Raw genomic sequence first — 18,978 nt, 5'->3', positions numbered from 1 at the left:
CTTCTGCATCGTGTTCAATTTCTTCATCACTTGGATCTTCAATAAGAGCGGCGAGAGCCTCCCCGTTGCACTGCTGGCGCACTGTAGCGTGAACAACTTCATCTCGGTGCTCTGGCTCGCCGTGTTCCCGACCCTGGACCTCTCGGGGATCCCGAACCCGTTCCTCCCGGAGACGATCGGCTTCGCCGTTGTGGCGCTGGTGCTCCTCGTGGTGACCCGCGGGCGACTCGGCTACCGGCCGGAATCACACGCCGACGAACCCCTCCAGAGCGTGGGCGGAACCGTCGACCAAGGGTAGCCGACGCGGCGCGCTCGTTCCCGACAGCAACTCACCGAACCCTTCCGTTTCGAGACGACACCACACCTCGCTCTCCTCGGCGAGTGAGTCGGTCGTCCGGATGTCACCAGTGGCGAGTCGGGGACGGACGAGCGGTCCCGCACCCGAACCGCTTCCCGCTCGCGCCCGAACCCTCAAGTACGAAACCGGGACCAGTCGGGTCATGCCCGACGCTATCCGGGTCTTCGCCGGCGACTGCACCGTCACCACGACGGGATCCCGGGAAAGCGACCTCCGTGGCGAGGTCGTCGTGCTCCTCAAACCCGACAACACCGTGTTGGTCCACGACTGCGACGGCTACCAGCCCGTCGCGTGGCTCACGCGCCCCGAGAGCCTGGTCTACGACGGAACCGCTGATGGGGAATTCTCGCTCACCGCCGTTGACGACGACTCGCGGCTCGACGTCACCGCGAACGCGGAGTACGGCCTCGGGCGGTATCCCGCCTCCCGCGCCGGCACGCCCGTGGGAACCTGTCCCGACTGCGACGACGTGCTCACCCGTGCGAACGGTGTCGTGACGTGTCTCGGCTGTGCGGCACGCTACGGGCTGCCCGCGGGTGCCGAGATCCTCGACGAGGGCTGCTCCTCGTGCGGTCTGCCGACGATGCGCGTCGAGCGTGGCCGGGCGTTCACGCTCTGTATCGACCGTGAATGCCAGTCGCTCGACGCGCTGATCACGGACGCGTTCGACCGAGCCTGGGACTGCCCGGACTGTGACGGCAGTCTCCGGATCATTCGAAACGGTACCCTCCTCGCCGGGTGTGAGAGCTACCCCGACTGCGAGACCGCCTTCGCGTTTCCGACGGGTGTCGTCGACGGCGAGTGTGATTGCGGCTTACCGGCGTTCGAGACCGGCACCGGTCGGCGGTGTCTCGACGCGACCTGTGAGCGCGCCGGCTGAATTCCATCCCCCTCCCGCCGCGCCCGACCGCAGGCCACTTGTCGCCCCGCGGCCCGTTTCGGCTATGGACGCCACGCTCGATGGCGACGTCGTTCGCGCCGGCGGCGACGCCCGCCAGCGGTTCTACGATTCACGGGGCTACGGCCGGCCCACCGGGTCCGGGGTCGCGCTCGCACCGGTCGAGGCCGCCCACCTCCTCTACCGCGACGACCTCGACGCGGTCGACGGGATGGGCTTTCGGGAGTTCCTGGCCACCGACGACCGTCTCGTGGTCCGATTCCTGGTCTACAAGGACTTCCGCGAACGGGGGTTCTACCTCTCGCCCGCACGCGAGGACTGGGTCGAGGATCCCAGTCCGGCCGCCGACCTCGTGGTCTACCCGCAGGGGAAGGGACCCTGGGACGACGAGGTTCGCTATCGCGTTCGGGTGGCCGGCGAGCGCGAATCGGTGCCGGCGGCCGACCTCGGTGACGTCGTCCTCGCGGTCGTCGACGAGGAGAGCGAGATCACCTACCTCGAAACGACCCGTCCGACGGTCGACGGCGGCACCGACTACGACCCCTCGCACGCATCGGGCGACCTCCTCGCCGACCGGGTCGTGCTCTGGGATCCGCCGGAGGACCTCTACGAGCGCGGCTTCTTCGGCCAGCGTCTCGCGGGTCGGGGGGCCGAGGGCGGCCCGCTCCAGCTCTCGCTCGTCGAAGCTGCCCATCTCGCTCGCGAAGGGATCCTCGACCTCGATGTCGATCCCACCGCGGTGGTCGAACGCGGGCGCGAGGTCGAGGGCGAGCGGTTCGACCGTCGGCTCGCGGTCTACGCGGCGCTCCGCTCGGAGGGCTTGGTCCCCAAGACGGGTTTCAAGTTCGGGGCGGACTTCCGGACGTACTCGACTGTGGAAACGGTCGAGAACCTCGGGCACTCCGAGAACCTGGTTCGGGTGCTCCCGGCGGGCTACGCGTTCGGGCCGCGCGAACTCTCGCTCGACGCCCGGCTCGCGGGTGGGGTCCACAAGCGAACGGTTTTTGCGCTGACGGGCTCGAACGATACCATCGACTGGCTCGCCGTCGAGCGAATCCGCCCATGACAGACCCAGACCACGACGCACGAGCGCCGGACCGGCCTCGGCCCGATGGAGGAACCGCCACAGGAGCCGACGGAACGACGCTCGACCCGTGGGGTTCCTCGACGGTCGAGGACTACCGTAACCTCTTCGAGGAGTTCGGGATCGAGGCCTTCGACGACGTGCTGCCCGGCGTCCCCGCCCCGCACTACCTGATGCGTCGCGGGGTCATCTTCGGTCATCGGGGCTACGGACGGGTGCTCGACGCCCTGCGGAACGACGAGCCCGCCGCGGCGCTCTCGGGGTTCATGCCGACCGGCGACCCGCACATCGGCCACAAACTCGTCTTCGACGAACTCGTCTGGCACCAGGAGCGCGGCGCGGACACCTATGGACTGATCGCCGACCTCGAAGCCCACAGCGCCCGCGGGCTCTCGTGGGCGGAGATCGACGAGCACGCGCGGGACTACCTCCTGAGCCTGATCGCGCTCGGTTTCGACCCCGAGGAAGGCGAACTCTACCGGCAATCGGACAATCGTCCACTCCAGGACCTCGCGTTCGAACTCGGTATCGAGACCAACTTCTCGGAACTCGAGAGCATCTACGGCTTCGGCGGCGAGACCGACGTCTCACACATGCAGTCGGTCGTCACCCAGATGGCCGACATCCTCTACCCGCAGCTCGACGGCCCGAAACCCACGGTGATCCCCGTCGGGCCCGACCAGGACCCGCACGTCCGGCTCTCGCGCGACCTCGCGGCGCGGATGCGATACTTCGGCGTGACGGAGGCCTACGCGAGCTTCGAGGCCGACCCCGCCGAACGCGCGCTGCTCGCCGAGGCCTTCGAGGCGCTCTCCGCATCCGACGAGGACGACCCCGTCCGGTGCGTCGCGGCCGCCGACTGGCTCGCCGAGCGCGCCGACGGCTCCCCGATCCACGAGAGCGCGGTCGAGAAGCTCCGTGCCGCCGGCAAGGAGCCGCTCCGCCCGCGAACCAGATTCCTCGACCGCAACGCGACCGACGACGCCTTTTCGGCGCTCGTCGAGGCCGTCGAGGGCGAGAAACGGGTCTACGAGGGCCACATCGACAGCTTCGACCTCTCACGCGAGGAAGCCGAGGAACTCGCGCGCGAGGTCGAACTCGACAACGGTGGCTACGGCTTCGTCGCGCCCTCCTCGATCTACCACCGCTTCATGACCGGCCTCACGGGTGGGAAAATGTCCTCGTCCATTCCGGCGAGCCACATCAGCCTGCTCGACGACCCCGAGGACGGCTACGATAAAGTGAAATCGGCGACCACTGGTGGGCGAGAAACGGCAGAAAAGCAGCGCGAACTCGGCGGGCAGGCCGACGAGTGTCCGGTCTACGAACTCTACGCCTACCTCCTCGCCGCGGACGACGACGAGTTCGCGACGAAGGTCTACGAGGAGTGTACCGGCGGCGAGCGACTCTGTGGTGGTTGTAAGGAGCAGGCTGCGGCGTTGATGCGCGAGTTCCTCGAAGAGCACCAGGAGAAACGCGCCGAAGCCGAGGAGGTCTTGGCGGATCTCGACATCGACCTCGACAGCCCGCGCGCGACGTGATAGTGCGACCTCTCCGTTAGTACGACCTCCCCGTTTCCGACCGAGTTTCGATACTCGATTTACCGTAGTAATCCCGACGCAAACGAGAACCGCAAACCGCCCGCCCCGCGACAGCCACGAGCCTCCCCAGCCGATTCGCTCCGTTCGCTGCGCTCACTCCGCTCATCCCCCGCACGTTCTCCGGCCTGCGGCCGGATTCATCGCGCGCCCCCGCACCTCACCGCATCCGCCTCACCACACTCGTTTGCCTCACCACACACCGCACTGCTGTCGGAATCGAGTCGTTCGTCTATCCGTAGCTCTCCTCTTCGTAGTAGAGGTCCGAGATCCCGAGGGGTTCGACGACGTTTCGGACGCTCTCGCACATCGCGCCGATGCCGCAGACGTAGACCTCGCTGTTGCCGGGGTCGATCCGCGCGTCGACCTCGTTGGCCGGGTCGCTGCCGACGAACTCCTCGGTCTCGGGCGGGAGCGAGTCCGTCTCGGCCTTCTCGGGGTCGACGTACTTCAGGAGGGTGTGCTGGACGTACTCGGTCTCGCCCTCCCAGTTCGAGAGGTGTTTCTCCCGGCTGCAGGTCATCACGGGGTGGAAGTTGTCGTGCTCGTCGGCGAGCTCCAGGAACGCCTCGCGGTAGGGCAGGTCGTCCTTCCACGACGAGCCCACGAACAGCCAGACGTCGCGTTCGGTCCCGTCGTACTCGTCGAGGCCCTCCTCGAAGGTGTAGTCGATCATGCTCTTGAACGGGGCCGCGCCGGTCCCCGTGGCGACGAACACCAGATCCCGGTCGGTCGGGTCCTGGAGCATGAACTCGTCGCCGTAGGGGCCACGTAGGAAGAGGTCGTCACCCTCCTTGGTGCGGTCACAGAGGTCGGGGGTGAGGTGGCCGCCGGGCACCCGTCGGATGCAGAGCTCCATGTCCTCGGCGTTCGGCGAACTCGCGATGGAGTAGACCCGGGGTTCCTCCTCCTCGTAACTGATCCGGGCGAACTGGCCCGGCACGAACTCGAAGGGCCGCTCGGGCCGGAAGCCCAGCCGGAGCAACGAGGGAAACGAACGTTCGGCACGCTCGCGGAGGGTGTCGACGCGCGAGCGCATCGCCGTCGCCACCGACTTCGCGCCCGACTCGCGGAGCGCGTCGATCGCCTCGTCCCACCCGTCGGCGTCCTCGGTTATCGGTCCGGGCGGCGACTCGATGTCGAGCCGCTCGACGAGGGTCTCGCGGTCGTCGTCGAGCACGGTCTCGATCTCGTCGATGCGGTCGCGGTCCATCGGTTCCGCGCAGGTCACCTCCGCGTGCTGGTTCTCGATCTCGGCCTCGTCGGCCAGCTCTTGGGCACGGCGTTTCGACATTTGTTGTATGTCCTCTCGGGCTCGTTATCGTTAGTTCTTGTGCGTCGATGCGTACGCGTTTATCTCGCCTCGTCACCGACCCCCGGTCGAGAGTCGATGGTTCCCCATCCCACCACGAGTACCCGCTCGTCGACGTCACGACGCGCCGTCCTCGGCGCGCTCGCGCTCTCCGGCGCAGCAGGGGTCGGCTACACGCTCGCTCGTCGGGCGACCGACGGGTCAGATACCGCCTCGACCGGATCCGTCGACGGTGGTTGGACACCGCCCCCAGCTACCGCCGACTGGCAGTGGCAGCTCTCCGGACCCATCGAAACCGGCTACGACGTCGCGCTCTACGACCTCGACGGGTTCGAGACGCCGCGCCCGATCCTCGATTCGCTCGCCGCCGACGGACGCTACCTCGTGGCGTACTTCTCGGGTGGGTCGTACGAGCGGTGGCGGCCCGACGCGGACGACTTCCCGGACGCGGTGCTGGGGACCGGGCTCGACGGCTGGCCGGGCGAGCGCTGGCTCGACGTGACCCGCCACGACGTTCTCGAACCGATCATACGCGAGCGCGCGCGGCTCGCACGCGCGAAGGGCTTCGACGCCATCGAGTGGGACAACGTCGACGTCTACGCCAACCCGAACACCGGGGTCTCGGTCTCCGCGGCGGACCAACTCGCGTACAACCGGCTGCTCGCGCGGATCGCCCACGACCACGGCCTCGCCGCGGTCCTCAAGAACGACGCCGGACAGGTCGCAGCGCTCGAACCCGTCTTCGACGGCTGTCTCGCCGAAGAGGCCTACGAGTACGACGAGGTCGACGCGTACGCGCCGTTCCTCGACGCGGGGAAGTGGCTCGGCGTCTGTGAGTATCGGGGCCCGCTCGACTGTGCGGACGCACGAGAGCGTGGGCTCCACCTCATCCGGAAACATCCACAGCTCGGCCCCGGTCGCCCGGTCTCGTGTGGGTAGCTGAGAACCCATTCGACGCGCGCCGCGCCAGAAGAGTTTTATCGACGACCGGGCCACGGGAGCACATGGCAGCCGAACCCCGCCATGGGCGACACACCGTTCGACGACCGACCAGCCCCGCGTTCGGCTCTCACTTTTTCGTTCGCTTCTGACGAGCGTGGACGCCGCGGCGGCCGAAACCCTCACACCCGAGTCGGAACCGTTAGTTGAACGACTCCCAGTAGACCCCACATGAGACTCCCCGAAGCACAGCTCGCGGTGCTCGAAGCCGCGAGCGCGACCGAGGCACGACCGATCGACGAGATCGCGACCGAGACAGGCACCAACCCCACGACCGCCACCGGCGCGGCCTTCGCGCTCGAAGACGAGGGCCTCCTCGACGTCGTCGAACACAGCCGGACGACGGCGACCCTCACCGAGGAGGGCCGCGAGTACGCGGATTCCGGACTCCCAGAGACCCGGCTCTACGAGGCCGCCGACGGGATGGACGGCGACGCCGAGATGGGTCCCGTCATCGGCGCGGCCGACCTCGACGGCCCGGCGGTCGACATCGCGCTCTCGAACTTCGCCCGGAAGGGCTACGGCGAGATCGAATCGGGAACCGTCAGCACCGACCCCGAGGCCGACCCCGACGACGACCCCGAACACGCGGCGCTCGTCTCGCTCGCCGACGGTGAATCGGTATCCGACGACGGGCTCCTCGACCGCCTCGCGAGCCGGGACCTCGTCGTGCGCGAGGAGACCGTCGTTCGCGAGGTCCGACTCACCGACGACGGCGTGACGGCCCTGATGGAGGGCGTCGAGACCGCCGACACCGTCGGTCAGATCACCCCCGACCTCCTCACCACCGGCGAGTGGCGCGAGGTCGAGTTCGCCGAGTACAACGTCGCGGCCGACGCCGAGCAGGTCGACGGCGGCCGAATCCACCCGCTCCGGCAAACCGCCGAACGGGTGAAGGACGTCCTCGTCGGGATGGGCTTCGAGGAGATGGACGGCCCGCACGCCGACGCGGAGTTCTGGATCAACGACGCGCTGTTCATGCCCCAGGACCACCCCGCGAGGACCCACTGGGACCAGTTCACCCTCGCGGATCCGCCGGAGATCGACGACCTTCCCGACGACTTGGTCGAAGGGGTCAAGCGCGCCCACCTGGAGGGCGTCGACGACGGCGAGGGCTATCACTCGCCGTGGGCCGAGGACGTCGCACGCGGCCTCACACTGCGCGGGCACACCACCTCCCTGTCGGCCCGCTACCTCTCGGGACTCGCCGCCGGTGAACTGGAACCGCCACAGCGGTTCTTCAGCGTCGAGAAGGTCTACCGCAACGACACCCTCGATGCGACCCACCTCCTCGAGTTCTTCCAGATCGAGGGCTGGGTGATGGCCGAGGATCTTTCAGTACGTGACCTGATGGGCACCTTCACCGAGTTCTACGAGCAGTTCGGGATCACGGACCTCCAGTTCAAACCGACCTACAATCCCTACACCGAGCCGAGCTTCGAGCTCTTCGGCGAGCATCCCACGACTGGGGAACTCGTCGAGATCGGTAACTCCGGGCTCTTCAGACCCGAGATGCTCGACCCGCTGGGTGTCGACTGCGACGTGATGGCGTGGGGGCTCGCGCTCGAACGCCTCCTGATGCTCACCCACGGCTTCGAGGACATTCGTGACGTCCACGGCACGCTCGTCGACCTCGACTTCCTCCGGAACGCGGAGGTGGTCTACTGATGCCCGTCGTCGACGTCGACCCCGACGAACTCCGGCGGTTCACGGGCCACGAGACGGACGACGACGAACTCCTCGCGGACCTCTTCGAGCTCGGCCTCGAGTTCGAGGGCGAGACCGAGGACGGGCTGTTCCAGCTCGAATTCGAGGCGGATCGGCTCGACAGACTCTCGGTCGAGGGCGTCGCGCGCTCGCTTCGCTACCAGTACGGCGACGACAGAGGGGTGTACGTCCCGAACACGAACGCGCCCGACTGGACCATCGAGGTCGAGGAATCGGTGCCCGACGAACGGCCCTACGTCACGGGCGCAGTCGTTCGTGGAGTCGACCTCGACGAGGCGGGCCTCGACTCGCTGATCCAGCTCCAGGAGAAGCTCCACGCCACGATGGGTCGCGGGCGCGCGAAGGGGGCCATCGGGATCCACGACCTCACGATGGTCAAGGGCCAGGCCCGGATCGAGGGCGACAAGAACTCGATCACCTATCGCGGGGTCGACCCCGATGGGGATAGTTTCGTCGCGCTCGACGACGACGCCGAACGCACGCCCGGGGAGATCCTCACCGACCACCCGACCGGCGAGACCTACGCCGACCTCCTCACGGAGTACGACCGCTATCCCGCGATCTACGACGACCTCGGGCTGTTCTCGTTCCCGCCCGTCATCAACGGCCGACGGACGGAGGTCGACACCGGGAGCCGCGACCTCCTCGTCGAACTCACTGGCACGGACCAGTGGACCATCGACCGGATGTGCGCCATCATCTGCTACGCGCTCGACGCCCGCGGCGCGACGGTCGAACGCGTGACCGTCGCGTACCCCGACGGCGACCTCGACCGACCCGACTTCGAGGTGACCGAACAGACCGTGCCGCACGACCGGATCGAGCGCGCGCTCGGGGTCGCGCTCGACGAACGCGAAGTGGTGGACTTCCTCGAACGGTCAGGTCTCGACGCCGAGCCCGACCCCACCGACGACGCGGTCTACACCGTCTCGATACCGCCCTACCGGACGGACGTGCTCCACCCCGTCGACGTGATCGACGACATCGGCCGGGCCTACGGCTTCAACGACCTCGAACCGGAGTATCCCGACGTCTCCACCGTCGGGGGCCGCCACGAGCGTTCGCGCCACGAACGCGCGGTCCGCGAGACCCTCACCGGGCTCGGCTTCGAGGACCTGCTGAACTTCCACCTCATCGGCGAGACCGAGAACTTCGACCGGATGACCCTCGACCCGACGGACGACGCCCTCGGCGCGGCCGACCCCGCCCGGATCACCGAACCCTACAGCCGCGACTACGAGGTCGTCCGGACCTGGGCGTTGCCCTCGCTACTGATGGTGCTCGAAAACAACACCCACCGGCGCTACCCCCAGGACCTCGCCGAGGTCGGCCTCGCCGCCCACGTCGACCACGAGGAAGAGACCAACCTCGCCGAGGAGCGCCACGTCGCCGCCGTCCTCGCCCGGACCGACGCCTCGTTCGAGGACGTGAAGGGCCGACTGTCGTCGCTCGCACGCGCGTTCGACGTCGACCTCGAAACGCCCGCGACCGAGCATCCCTCGTTCGTCGAGGGGCGCGTCGCGAACGTGGTGCTCGACGGCGAACAGGCAGGGATCGTCGGGGAACTCCACCCCGAAGTCCTCGTCGAACACGGCCTCGAAGTTCCCGTGGTGGGCTTCGAGTTCCGGGCCGACGCGCTTCGATAACTAATCGAGGTCCGCACCGACCGCGTCCGCGACGGAGTCGAACCCGTCGCGGTCGAGCATCTCGAGGAGTCCCCGGTTGATGTCGCGCGCGATGGCCGGTCCTTCATAGACGAACCCCGTGTAGAGCTGTACCAGCGACGCGCCCGCCCGGATCTTCCGGTAGGCACCCGCCGCGCTCGACACGCCACCGACGCCGACGACGGGGAGGTCGGTGCGCTCGGCGACGAACCGGACCGCACGCGTCGCGCGCGCGTCCAACGGCTTCCCCGATAGGCCCCCTTCCTCGTCCCGGTGCGTTCCTCGAAGCGAGGGAGGTCGTTCGGTGGTGGTGTTCGTCGCGATGACCCCGTCGAGTCCCTCGTCTTCGGCCACGGCGACGGCCTCGGCGACGGCGTCGTCGGTGAGGTCGGGCGAGAGCTTGACGAGCAGCGGGCTCGCGCCCGCCTCGCGGAGGGCTCCGAGGATCCGTTCGAGGTGTGCGCGGTTCTGGAGGTCACGGAGCCCCGGCGTGTTGGGGCTCGATACGTTGACCACGAAGTAATCGCCCGTCGAACAGCGCTCGTAGGTGTAGACGTAATCGGCGGCCGCGTCGTCGAGCGGGGTCGCCTTCGACTTCCCGATGTTGACACCAACTGGAACGTCCACGCGTGCGTGCGCGAGGCGGTCACCGATCCGGTCGGCCCCGTGGTTGTTGAACCCCATCCGGTTGACGAGCGCGCGGTCGTCCGGCAGCCGGAACAGCCGCGGGCGCGGGTTGCCGTTCTGCGCTTCGGCGGTGACGCCACCGACCTCGACGTGGCCGAAGCCGAACGCGGCCAGCGCCCGCGGGATCTCGGCGTTCTTGTCGAAGCCGGCCGCCATCCCGACGGGGGTCGGGAAGTCGAGCCCGAACGCGGTCGTTCGGAGGCGGTCGTCCTCGACCCCGTAGTGTGCATCGAGCGCGCGCTCGACTGGGGTGTGCTGGAGGCGTCCGAGAAGCGTCTTCGCGACCCCGTGGACCGATTCGGCCGGGAGACGGAACAACAGCGGTTTCAGCGCGTCGTAGCCTGTCATGCGGTTCGGTGGTCCGACGGTCACGTCGAACCCTCAGAAGTCGTGTTCGACCTCGTCCTGGTCGGCCTTCTGGATGATGATCTTGTCCTCGCGAACGCGAACGAACACCTCGTCGCCGATCGCCATCCCCGCAACGGAGAGTTCGTCTTCGTGGAGGTTGACGTGTACGTTGTGGTACTCGCCCTCGTTGTCTTTTGCCCCGCTCGGACTGAGCTTCTTTTTCCGTACCATCGCGGCGTCTAACTCGGGACTTCGCGATTGGATACTCTTAACCTTACGGTCCGTTCGTCGGCCCGCCGGGTCCCGGCCCACCGAGTACCATCTCCCGGCTTCCGTCACCCGATATGAGGGATATGTTTATACTCCGGCCTGTGTTGGGTTGGCATGGAGTGGTGAAACCATGGCACGTGATACGGATGGTAAGCGTAACTTCGCACTGCGCGACGCGAACGGCGAGACCAGCGTCTTCTCGGGGCGCACCCCGCGGCAGGCTGCGCTGAAGGCCGCTCGACGGCTCGAACCGGCCGACGGCGAGTCGAACGCGACCCGAGAGGACCTCCGGCTTCGCGAGAAGGGGACCCACAAGGTCCACATCTACGAGGGGTGGGCGTGGCGCGAGGACGCCCCCGACGACAAGCCGGACTGGATGCCCTCGACGATCACCGAGGCGAACGTCTCGAAGCAGGGCATCGAACACCTAGAGGAACTGTAGCCCGCCGAATCCCCACTTACTTTGCCGCTGCGTGAGGAGCCACGGCTGCGCGGCCAGACACCCGACCAGACCCAACGCGCACGCGTGGGATGACCGGCCGGCCTCCAGCCGCGCGATATTCCTCCGAGTTCCTCGACGACCACGGCCACCGACCATCTCGAAGGTAGTCCGTTTTGGTACCGGCAACATTTCGACCGGTCTTCGATGAAGGATCGTCCATGTGAGGCGACTTCGCGAAGCAAGCCAACGGGCCGCACACGGCGTCTAATCCGACGACCTTATGAGTTAGTCGCGATTTGGAGTGAAATGCGAAGGTCGGTTGGAAACGACCGACGAAGCAGGAATCCGACGCCCTTAAGTGGTACAGGGCACTCGGATGGAATGCAGAAAGCAAGCGAAGTCGAGGGCCGTTCAATTCGGCCCTCGGGATGGATTCCGGAGGCGAGTTCGGCTCGCCTTCGACGACATCGCTTCGGAGGGTTTATCCCTTCGAGCGATGTACGATGGAATCCGAAGCAAGCGAAACCGAGGCCGGCAACGCCGGTCTTTGCAGCGGACTTCCGAGGGCGAGCTCGACTCGCTCTGGATGACATCCGCTTCGGAGGGTTTATCCCTTCGAGGGATGTACGAGGAAGTCCGAAGGAGATGAGGATTCCGCCCCTGCGGTCCGCCGTCAAGACGGGATCTGATGGTAGCCCTTGGTAGTTCGGTGACACCCGGTTCGGTCCGTGGTGTCGCTGAATGCGAACCCGATAGGTGAACACACCCTTGTGTTCCCGCCTATACCCCCCGAGCCTTGTGCTCGGGAACATTCCGGTTGATCCTGCCGGAGGCTATTGCTATCGGGATCCGATTCAGGCATGCTAGTCGTACGAGTTCATACTCGTGGCGTATAGCTCAGTAACACGTGGTCAAACTACCCTCTGGACTGAGATACCCTCGGGAAACTGAGGTCAATCTCGGATACTGCTTTCACGTTGGAACGACGGAAAGCTGGAAACGGTCCGCCGCCGGAGGACGTGACTGCGGCTGATTAGGTAGACGGTGGGGTAACGGCCCACCGTGCCAATAATCAGTACGGGTTGTGAGAGCAAGAGCCCGGAGACGGAATCTGAGACAAGATTCCGGGCCCTACGGGGCGCAGCAGCCGCGAAACCTTTACACTGCACGACAGTGCGATAAGGGGATCCCGAGTGCGAGGGCATACAGTCCTCGCTTTTCGTGACCGTAAGGTGGTCACAGAATAAGGGCTGGGCAAGACCGGTGCCAGCCGCCGCGGTAATACCGGCAGCCCGAGTGATAGCCAATTTTATTGGGCCTAAAGCGTCCGTAGCTGGCCGAACAGGTCCGTCGGGAAATCCACCCGCTTAACGGGTGGGCGTCCGGCGGAAACCAGTCGGCTTGGGGCCGGGAGACCAGAGGGGTACGTCCGGGGTAGGAGTGAAATCCCGTAATCCTGGACGGACCACCGGTTGCGAAAGCGCCTCTGGAGAACGGACCCGACAGTGAGGGACGAAAGCTAGGGTCTCGAACCGGATTAGATACCCGGGTAGTCCTAGCCGTAAACGATGCTCGCTAGGTGTGACGCAGGCTACGAGCCTGCGTTGCGCCGTAGGGAAGCCGAGAAGCGAGCCGCCTGGGAAGTACGTCCGCAAGGATGAAACTTAAAGGAATTGGCGGGGGAGCACTACAACCGGAGGAGCCTGCGGTTTAATTGGACTCAACGCCGGACATCTCACCGGCACCGACAACGTGCAGTGACGGTCAGTTTGATGAGCTTACCTGAGCCGTTGAGAGGAGGTGCATGGCCGCCGTCAGCTCGTACCGTGAGGCGTCCTGTTAAGTCAGGCAACGAGCGAGACCCGCGTCCATAATTGCCAGCAGCACCCTTGTGGTGGCTGGGTACATTATGGAGACTGCCGTCGCTAAGACGGAGGAAGGAACGGGCAACGGTAGGTCAGTATGCCCCGAATGTGCCGGGCGACACGCGGGCTACAATGGCCAGGACAGTGGGACGCTACCCCGAGAGGGGACGCTAATCTCCTAACCCTGGTCGTAGTTCGGATTGCGGATTGAAACTCATCCGCATGAAGCTGGATTCGGTAGTAATCGCGTTTCAGAAGAGCGCGGTGAATACGTCCCTGCTCCTTGCACACACCGCCCGTCAAATCACCCGAGTGAGGTCGGGATGAGGCCGACGCAACGTCGGTCGAATCTGGGCTTCGCAAGGGGGATTAAGTCGTAACAAGGTAGCCGTAGGGGAATCTGCGGCTGGATCACCTCCTAACGAACGGGACCGGGCTGACGGCCCGGCCCACTCGCGTTCGCAGTCAGCGACCCACGGTGCCGACCGGGCACCGATGAACTACCAAGGGTTACCGAACAAAACGCGACAGCCTTCCGTTGTCGTGTTCCGCCGGACGGCGGACGCGAACGAGGAAGGCGGGCCCATAGCTCAGTGGGAGAGTGCCTCCTTTGCAAGGAGGATGCCCTGGGTTCGAATCCCAGTGGGTCCATATGTCGGGTTGAAGCGAACCGAGTCCCTTAAGTGGGTCTCGGGGATATGCTTGAATCCGACCGAACCGATGCACCACCCCGTGCAAGCGTGGGTGGGAAGGGTTGAGACACGCCTGCCAACACTCAGGCGTGTGGATGAGACCGTGTGTACGTGCGATCCAGGCGTCCACTGGACCCGTTCAGCGGGTTCATGGATTCTGATTGAAGACCGTGGCTACTATGCCAACTGGTGGATAGCTCGGCTCGAGTGCCGATGAAGGACGTGCCAAGCTGCGATAAGCTCAGGGGAGCCGCACGGAGGCTTAGAACCTGAGATTTCCGAATGGGAATCCCTACAACAATTGCTTCGCGCAATGGGGAACGCCGGGAACTGAAACATCTCAGTACCGGCAGGAAGAGAAACCGAACGGGATGTCGTTACTAACCGCGAGTGAACACGACACAGTCCAAACCGAAGCTCCTACGAGCAATGTGGTGTTCGGACTGACTCTCATCACCGGATCGTCTGTACGAAGTCTCCTGGAATGGAGCGTGAAACAGGGTGAAAACCCCGTAGTACGGATCAGTACGGTGTGCGTCAGCTCCAGAGTATCGGGGGTTGGATATCCCTCGTGAAGATAGCCGGCATCGACGGCTAAGACTAAACACAACTCGAGACCGATAGTGAACAAGTAGCGTGAGCGAACGCTGAAAAGCACCCCAAGAAGGGAGGTGCAATAGGGCTTGAACTCAGTTGGCGATCGAGCGACGGGGCATACAAGGCGCAACGAACAACGACCCGGGGGCGACCCCGCAGTAGGATTCGTTGCGAGCCGATGTTCCGTCGTGCGTTTTGAAAAACGAGCCAGGGAGTGTGTCTGCTTGACGAGTCTAACCCGAGTATCGGGGAAGGCACAGGGAAACCGACATGGCCGCAGCATCTTTGATGCGAGGGCCGCCGTGTTCAAGCGCGGGGAGTCGAGCGGACACGACCCGAATCCGGACGATCTACGCGTCGGCAAGGTGAAGCGTGGCGAAAGCCGCGTGGAGGCCTGCTAGGGATGGTGTCCTACAATACCCTCCCGTGACCGCCGTGTAGGGGTGAAAGGCCCATCGAGTCCGGCAACAGCTGGTTCCGACCGAAACATGTCGAAGCATGACCTCTGCTGAGGTAGTTCGTGGGGTAGAGCGACCGATTGGAGGGTCTGACTCCGAGAGGAGTCAGCCCTCCTGTCGAACTCCGAACCTACGAACGCCGTAGACGCAGGGAGTCCGGTGTGCGGGGTAAGCCTGTGCACCGTGAGGGAGACAACCCAGAGTTTGGTTGAGGTCCCCAAGTGTGGACTAAGTGCGATCGAAGGTGGTTCCGAGCCATAGACAGCCGGGAGGTGAGCTTAGAAGCAGCTACCCGCTAAGAATAGCGTAACAGCTTACCGGCCGAGGTTTGGAGCGCCGAAAATGATCGGGGCTCAAGTCCACCACCGAGACCTGACGACACACATACGTGTGATTCCGTAGGTCGGCGCTCTGTTCGGGTGGAAGTACGGGTGAGAACTCGTATGGACCGAGCAGTGACGATAATCCTGGCCACAGTAGCAGCGGTAGTCGGGTAAGAATCCCGACGGCCAAACGGACAAGGGTTCCTCGGCAATGTTCGTCAACCGAGGGTTAGCCGGTCCTTAGTCCCACCGCAATTCGAGTGGGACGAACCGGGAAACTGGTTAATATTCCAGTGCCTGCGTGCAATCATGCCGACGCTTTGGGGTCGATCGAGCCGGGCACTCGCCCGGTCGAATCATCGAAACTCGTGGAAGCCGTAATGGCACGAAGCGGGCGAACGTTGAGATAGGGAAACTCGATCCAACCCAGAGCCCGTGAAAAGGCGCACGCTGACCGTACCCAGATCCGACACAGGTGTCCGTGGCGGCGAAAGCCAAGGCCTGTCGGGGACAACCGACGTTAGGGAATTCGGCAAATTAGTCCCGTACGTTCGCAATAAGGGATGCCTGCTCCGGAATGGAGCAGGTCGCAGCGACTCGGACGCTCCAACTGTCTAATAACAACATAGGTGACCGCAAATCCGCAAGGACTCGTACGGTCACTGAATCCTGCCCAGTGCGGGTATCTGAACACCTCGTACAAGAGGACGAAGGACCCGTTAACGGCGGGGGTAACTATGACCCTCTTAAGGTAGCGTAGTACCTTGCCGCTTCAGTAGCGGCTTGCATGAATGGATGAATGAGAGCGTCACTGTCCCAACGTTGGGCCCGGTGAACTGTACGTTCCAGTGCGGAGTCTGGAGACCCCCAAGGGGAAGCGAAGACCCTATAGAGCTTTACTGCAAGCTGTCGCTGGGACACGGTCGCTAGTGTGCAGGATAGGTAGGAGTCGTTACGCAGGCACCCGCGCCAGCGGGCCGCCGAGACATCACTGAAATACTACCCACTAGTGACTGTGACCCTTACTCCGGGAGGAGGACACCGGTAGCTGGGCAGTTTGACTGGGGCGGTACGGGCTTGAAAAGATATCGAGCCCGCCCGAAGATCATCTCATCCGGGTCGGAGACCCGGAAAAGAGCGTAAGAGCAAAAGATGGTCTGACAGTGTTCTCTCTAACACGGGAACGCTGACGCGAAAGCGTGGTCTAACGAACGGATGAGCCTGCTTGATGCGGGCCATTTACGACAGAAAAGCTACCTTAGGGATAACAGAGTCGTCACCGGCAAGAGCACATATCGACCCGGTGGCTTGCTACCTCGATGTCGGTTCCCTCCATCCTGCCCGTGCAGCAGCGGGCAAGGGTGAGGTTGTTCGCCTATTAAAGGAGGTCGTGAGCTGGGTTTAGACCGTCGTGAGACAGGTCGGCTGCTATCTATTGGGGGTGTTATGGTACCTGACGGGAACGATCGTATAGTACGAGAGGAACTACGATTGGTCGCCACTGGTGTACCGGTTGTCCGAGAGGGCACGTGCCGGGCAGCCACGCGACATGGGGTAAGAGCTGAACGCATCTAAGCTCGAAACCCACCCGGAAAAGAGGTCCCACCGAGGTCACTCGTAGAAGACGAGTTCGATAGACTCGGGGTGTACGCGCCGAGGCAACGAGGCGTTTAGCCCGCGAGCACTAACAGACCAAGCCACACTAGTCATATCGCATTGGAATCCGTCCGGCTGGACGGGTCCAGGCGCAAACTGGATCGCACGTATTACACACATCACAGCCCGAACGCATCGGCCACCGATCGTCGGCTTCACGTGGTTCGAGTCCACGGATCGGCATTAAGGCGGCCACAGCGGCGGGGCGACTCCCGTACCCATCCCGAACACGGCAGATAAGCCCGCCAGCGTTCCAACGAGTACTGGAGTGCGCGAGCCTCTGGGAAAATTGCCTCGCAAGAGGGGCCAAGTACGAGCCCAGGAGCGCAATCGGTAGTACACGCAGGGTCCGTCCCGGTGGAACCCGAGACCGCTCCGTTACAACGGCTCGCAACTGGTGGTTCGCCGCCTCCCATTCATATCTCGGTGCACGCCTCGCGTGCATCGAACCATCATTCACCACCGCGGAGTGGAAACGCTCGGCGGTGATCGCTACCATTATACAGGCACCACGAGTAGTGCCAACCGTGCCAAGGTGGCAGAGTCCGGCCTAACGCAGCGGCCTGCAGAGCCGCCCATCGCCGGTTCAAATCCGGCCCTTGGCTTCCTTTCGAACCCATCTCGCACGCATACTCCTACCGTAACTACAGCGACCCGTTCTTCTATCCAGTAGTGACGACCACATCGAGACCGCCGGGCGGTGGTACGGCGGTCGCCCCGGATAGATCCTCATGAAAAGCAACGATTATACCGGAGGGACCTATCTTGGGGTGTATGCAACGACGGGCTGCGGCGATCTACGTCGTTTTCTTCGTGGTGGTCGCGATCGCGGCGTACTCCCTGACGACGGTCGCGGAGAAACCGTCGGTCTCGGTCGAGGGCGAGAGCTACTCACAGGGCGATCCCATCCCTGCCGGCGGCACGCAGTGGACGGTCAACGTCGCGGACGGGAGCGGCAACGTCTCCTCGACCAACGACTCGGCACGGTTCACGACCTCGTTCTCGAACAACACCTCGCTCGCCTTCCAGAACGGGATGTACCGACCGGCACCGAACGGCTCCAGCGGAGGCGCTGGAACGGCGTCGACCGGCACCACGAGCGGTGCCGGAACGACCGGCACCAGCACGAGCGGACCGTCGACGAGCGCCACGACGGGCGGAGAGGGAACGAGCGCGGCCTCGAGCACCCCCGGCACCGAGTTCCGCGTCGTCATCCCCAACGCGTCGGCGGGCAACGCTTCGGGTGGAAACGCCTCGGGTGGGAACGCCTCGGCCGCGAACGTCTCGTCGTTCACCCTCCGCCAGGAGTTCGACACCGCCGCCCGTCTGCGGGCCGACCCGGCGGTCGCGGACACCACGCTGAGCGGTGCGAACGACACGGAGTACGTCCGGTACCGCAACGGAACGACCCAGACGCTCGACGCCTACCTCCCGGAACCGACGACCCGAAACGTCTCCGTCGGCGACCGATTCCCCTATCAGAACAACTCCTCGCGGGTCGAGTCCATCAACAGTAGCGGCGTGACGCTCGCCTGGCGGGCGAGCCTGACGCGCTCACAGGAGCTCGCCGCCGGGGAGAACGTCACCCTCGGCGGGACGACCTACGTCGCCCAGTTCCCCCAGAACGACAGCGTCGTGCTCTCACAGAACGTCTCGGGCTATCAGGCCGAGCAGGAAGCCCTCGACCACTTCAACGACCGCATGCTCGGACTCTGGGGCGTCGTCATCATCAGCCTGTTCGCCGCCATCCTCGTCCTCGCAATGGCGTATCTGCCAGTCCGGGGCTGACGACTGGGTCTTTCGATTCCTCGATCGTTCCCGAGCCGCGGCTCCGCTCGTCGTGTTCTTCGAACCCTCCAGCGTTCGCTATTCGCGCCTCACTATCGTTCAGCGGAATAGCGGGCTGGGAGGGATTCGAACCCCCGACCGTCTGGTTAAAAGCCAGACGCTCTGCCTAACTGAGCTACCAGCCCTCGTTTTGGACCTTGAGTGTCGTGCG

12 protein-coding genes, 3 tRNA genes and 3 rRNA genes are annotated in these 18,978 nt (G+C 64.7%); 14 read left to right on the top strand and 4 right to left on the bottom strand.

All coding sequences use genetic code 11. The features are described 5' to 3' along the window. From D3261_RS20115 to D3261_RS16650, 4 genes are all read left to right on the top strand, one after another. The coding region (locus D3261_RS20115; RefSeq protein ID WP_199694045.1) for a hypothetical protein at nucleotides 1-298 on the top strand (298 nt) is incomplete at its 5' end. A 202-nt stretch (nucleotides 299-500) separates the two neighbouring features. Next, entirely contained in the window at nucleotides 501-1,238 is a 738-nt protein-coding gene (locus D3261_RS16660) for an endonuclease NucS domain-containing protein (protein ID WP_120074310.1), read from the top strand. Between the two features lie 64 nt (nucleotides 1,239-1,302). Then, a complete protein-coding gene (endA, locus tag D3261_RS16655; RefSeq protein WP_120074304.1) occupies nucleotides 1,303-2,322 on the top strand; it encodes a tRNA-intron lyase in 1,020 nt (339 codons plus the stop codon). Continuing rightward, nucleotides 2,319-3,881, top strand: coding sequence for a tryptophan--tRNA ligase (locus D3261_RS16650; protein WP_120074302.1), 1,563 nt, complete (start codon nucleotides 2,319-2,321; stop codon nucleotides 3,879-3,881). The genes endA and D3261_RS16650 overlap by 4 nt, the downstream gene beginning before the upstream one ends. Nucleotides 3,882-4,170: 289 nt before the next feature. Here the strand turns inward: D3261_RS16650 and D3261_RS16645 are convergent, their stop codons facing one another. After that, nucleotides 4,171-5,232 (bottom strand): FAD-binding oxidoreductase, encoded by a 1,062-nt coding sequence (locus D3261_RS16645; protein WP_120074301.1) that lies wholly within the window; start codon nucleotides 5,230-5,232, stop codon nucleotides 4,171-4,173. A 96-nt stretch (nucleotides 5,233-5,328) separates the two neighbouring features. Between D3261_RS16645 and D3261_RS16640 the strand changes: the two genes are divergently transcribed. From D3261_RS16640 to pheT, 3 genes are all read left to right on the top strand, one after another. Further along, nucleotides 5,329-6,189 carry an endo alpha-1,4 polygalactosaminidase gene (locus tag D3261_RS16640; RefSeq protein ID WP_120074299.1) on the top strand — a complete coding sequence of 287 codons (861 nt, stop codon included), beginning with the start codon at nucleotides 5,329-5,331 and terminating at the stop codon, nucleotides 6,187-6,189. A gap of 231 nt (nucleotides 6,190-6,420) precedes the next feature. Continuing rightward, nucleotides 6,421-7,917: a phenylalanine--tRNA ligase subunit alpha gene (locus tag D3261_RS16635; RefSeq protein WP_120074297.1), complete on the top strand. Its 1,497-nt coding sequence runs from the start codon at nucleotides 6,421-6,423 to the stop codon at nucleotides 7,915-7,917. Continuing rightward, complete coding sequence (gene pheT / locus D3261_RS16630) at nucleotides 7,917-9,623, top strand: phenylalanine--tRNA ligase subunit beta (protein ID WP_120074295.1); 1,707 nt, start codon at nucleotides 7,917-7,919, stop codon at nucleotides 9,621-9,623. The genes D3261_RS16635 and pheT overlap by 1 nt, the downstream gene beginning before the upstream one ends. On the opposite strand, the gene D3261_RS16625 is transcribed toward pheT, so the two are convergent. Further along, nucleotides 9,624-10,676, bottom strand: a complete 1,053-nt coding sequence (locus D3261_RS16625) for a quinone-dependent dihydroorotate dehydrogenase (protein ID WP_120074293.1) — start codon at nucleotides 10,674-10,676, stop codon at nucleotides 9,624-9,626. It abuts the gene before it with no gap. Nucleotides 10,677-10,709: 33 nt separating this feature from the next. Then, on the bottom strand, nucleotides 10,710-10,907 hold the full coding sequence (locus tag D3261_RS16620; RefSeq protein WP_007691301.1) for a hypothetical protein: 198 nt from the start codon (nucleotides 10,905-10,907) through the stop codon (nucleotides 10,710-10,712). Nucleotides 10,908-11,076: 169 nt separating this feature from the next. Here D3261_RS16620 and D3261_RS16615 point away from each other — a divergent pair, with 169 nt between their 5' ends. From D3261_RS16615 to D3261_RS16585, 7 genes are all read left to right on the top strand, one after another. Beyond that, nucleotides 11,077-11,388, top strand: coding sequence for a non-histone chromosomal MC1 family protein (locus D3261_RS16615; protein ID WP_120074291.1), 312 nt, complete (start codon nucleotides 11,077-11,079; stop codon nucleotides 11,386-11,388). A gap of 810 nt (nucleotides 11,389-12,198) precedes the next feature. Beyond that, nucleotides 12,199-13,673: ribosomal RNA gene (locus tag D3261_RS16610) — 16S ribosomal RNA — on the top strand. A 159-nt stretch (nucleotides 13,674-13,832) separates the two neighbouring features. Then, nucleotides 13,833-13,904 (top strand) — tRNA-Ala (locus D3261_RS16605). A gap of 206 nt (nucleotides 13,905-14,110) precedes the next feature. Further along, nucleotides 14,111-17,029: ribosomal RNA gene (locus tag D3261_RS16600) — 23S ribosomal RNA — on the top strand. A 134-nt stretch (nucleotides 17,030-17,163) separates the two neighbouring features. Next, a 5S ribosomal RNA gene (gene rrf / locus D3261_RS16595) occupies nucleotides 17,164-17,282 on the top strand. Together the 16S, 23S and 5S rRNA genes with 2 tRNA genes alongside form the textbook arrangement of a ribosomal RNA operon. A 226-nt stretch (nucleotides 17,283-17,508) precedes the next feature. Then, nucleotides 17,509-17,584 (top strand) — tRNA-Cys (locus D3261_RS16590). A gap of 169 nt (nucleotides 17,585-17,753) precedes the next feature. Beyond that, a complete protein-coding gene (locus tag D3261_RS16585; protein ID WP_120074289.1) occupies nucleotides 17,754-18,767 on the top strand; it encodes a hypothetical protein in 1,014 nt (337 codons plus the stop codon). Nucleotides 18,768-18,878: 111 nt separating this feature from the next. On the opposite strand, the gene D3261_RS16580 is transcribed toward D3261_RS16585, so the two are convergent. Then, a tRNA-Lys gene (locus D3261_RS16580) sits at nucleotides 18,879-18,952 on the bottom strand. Nucleotides 18,953-18,978 lie beyond the last annotated feature (26 nt).

The sequence above is a fragment of the Halococcus sp. IIIV-5B genome (assembly GCF_003602035.1).
Classification (GTDB): Archaea; Halobacteriota; Halobacteria; order Halobacteriales; family Halococcaceae; genus Halococcus; species Halococcus salsus.
The sequence above is the reverse complement of the archived record's forward strand: the minus strand, read 5'-3'. Positions and strand labels throughout refer to the sequence as shown.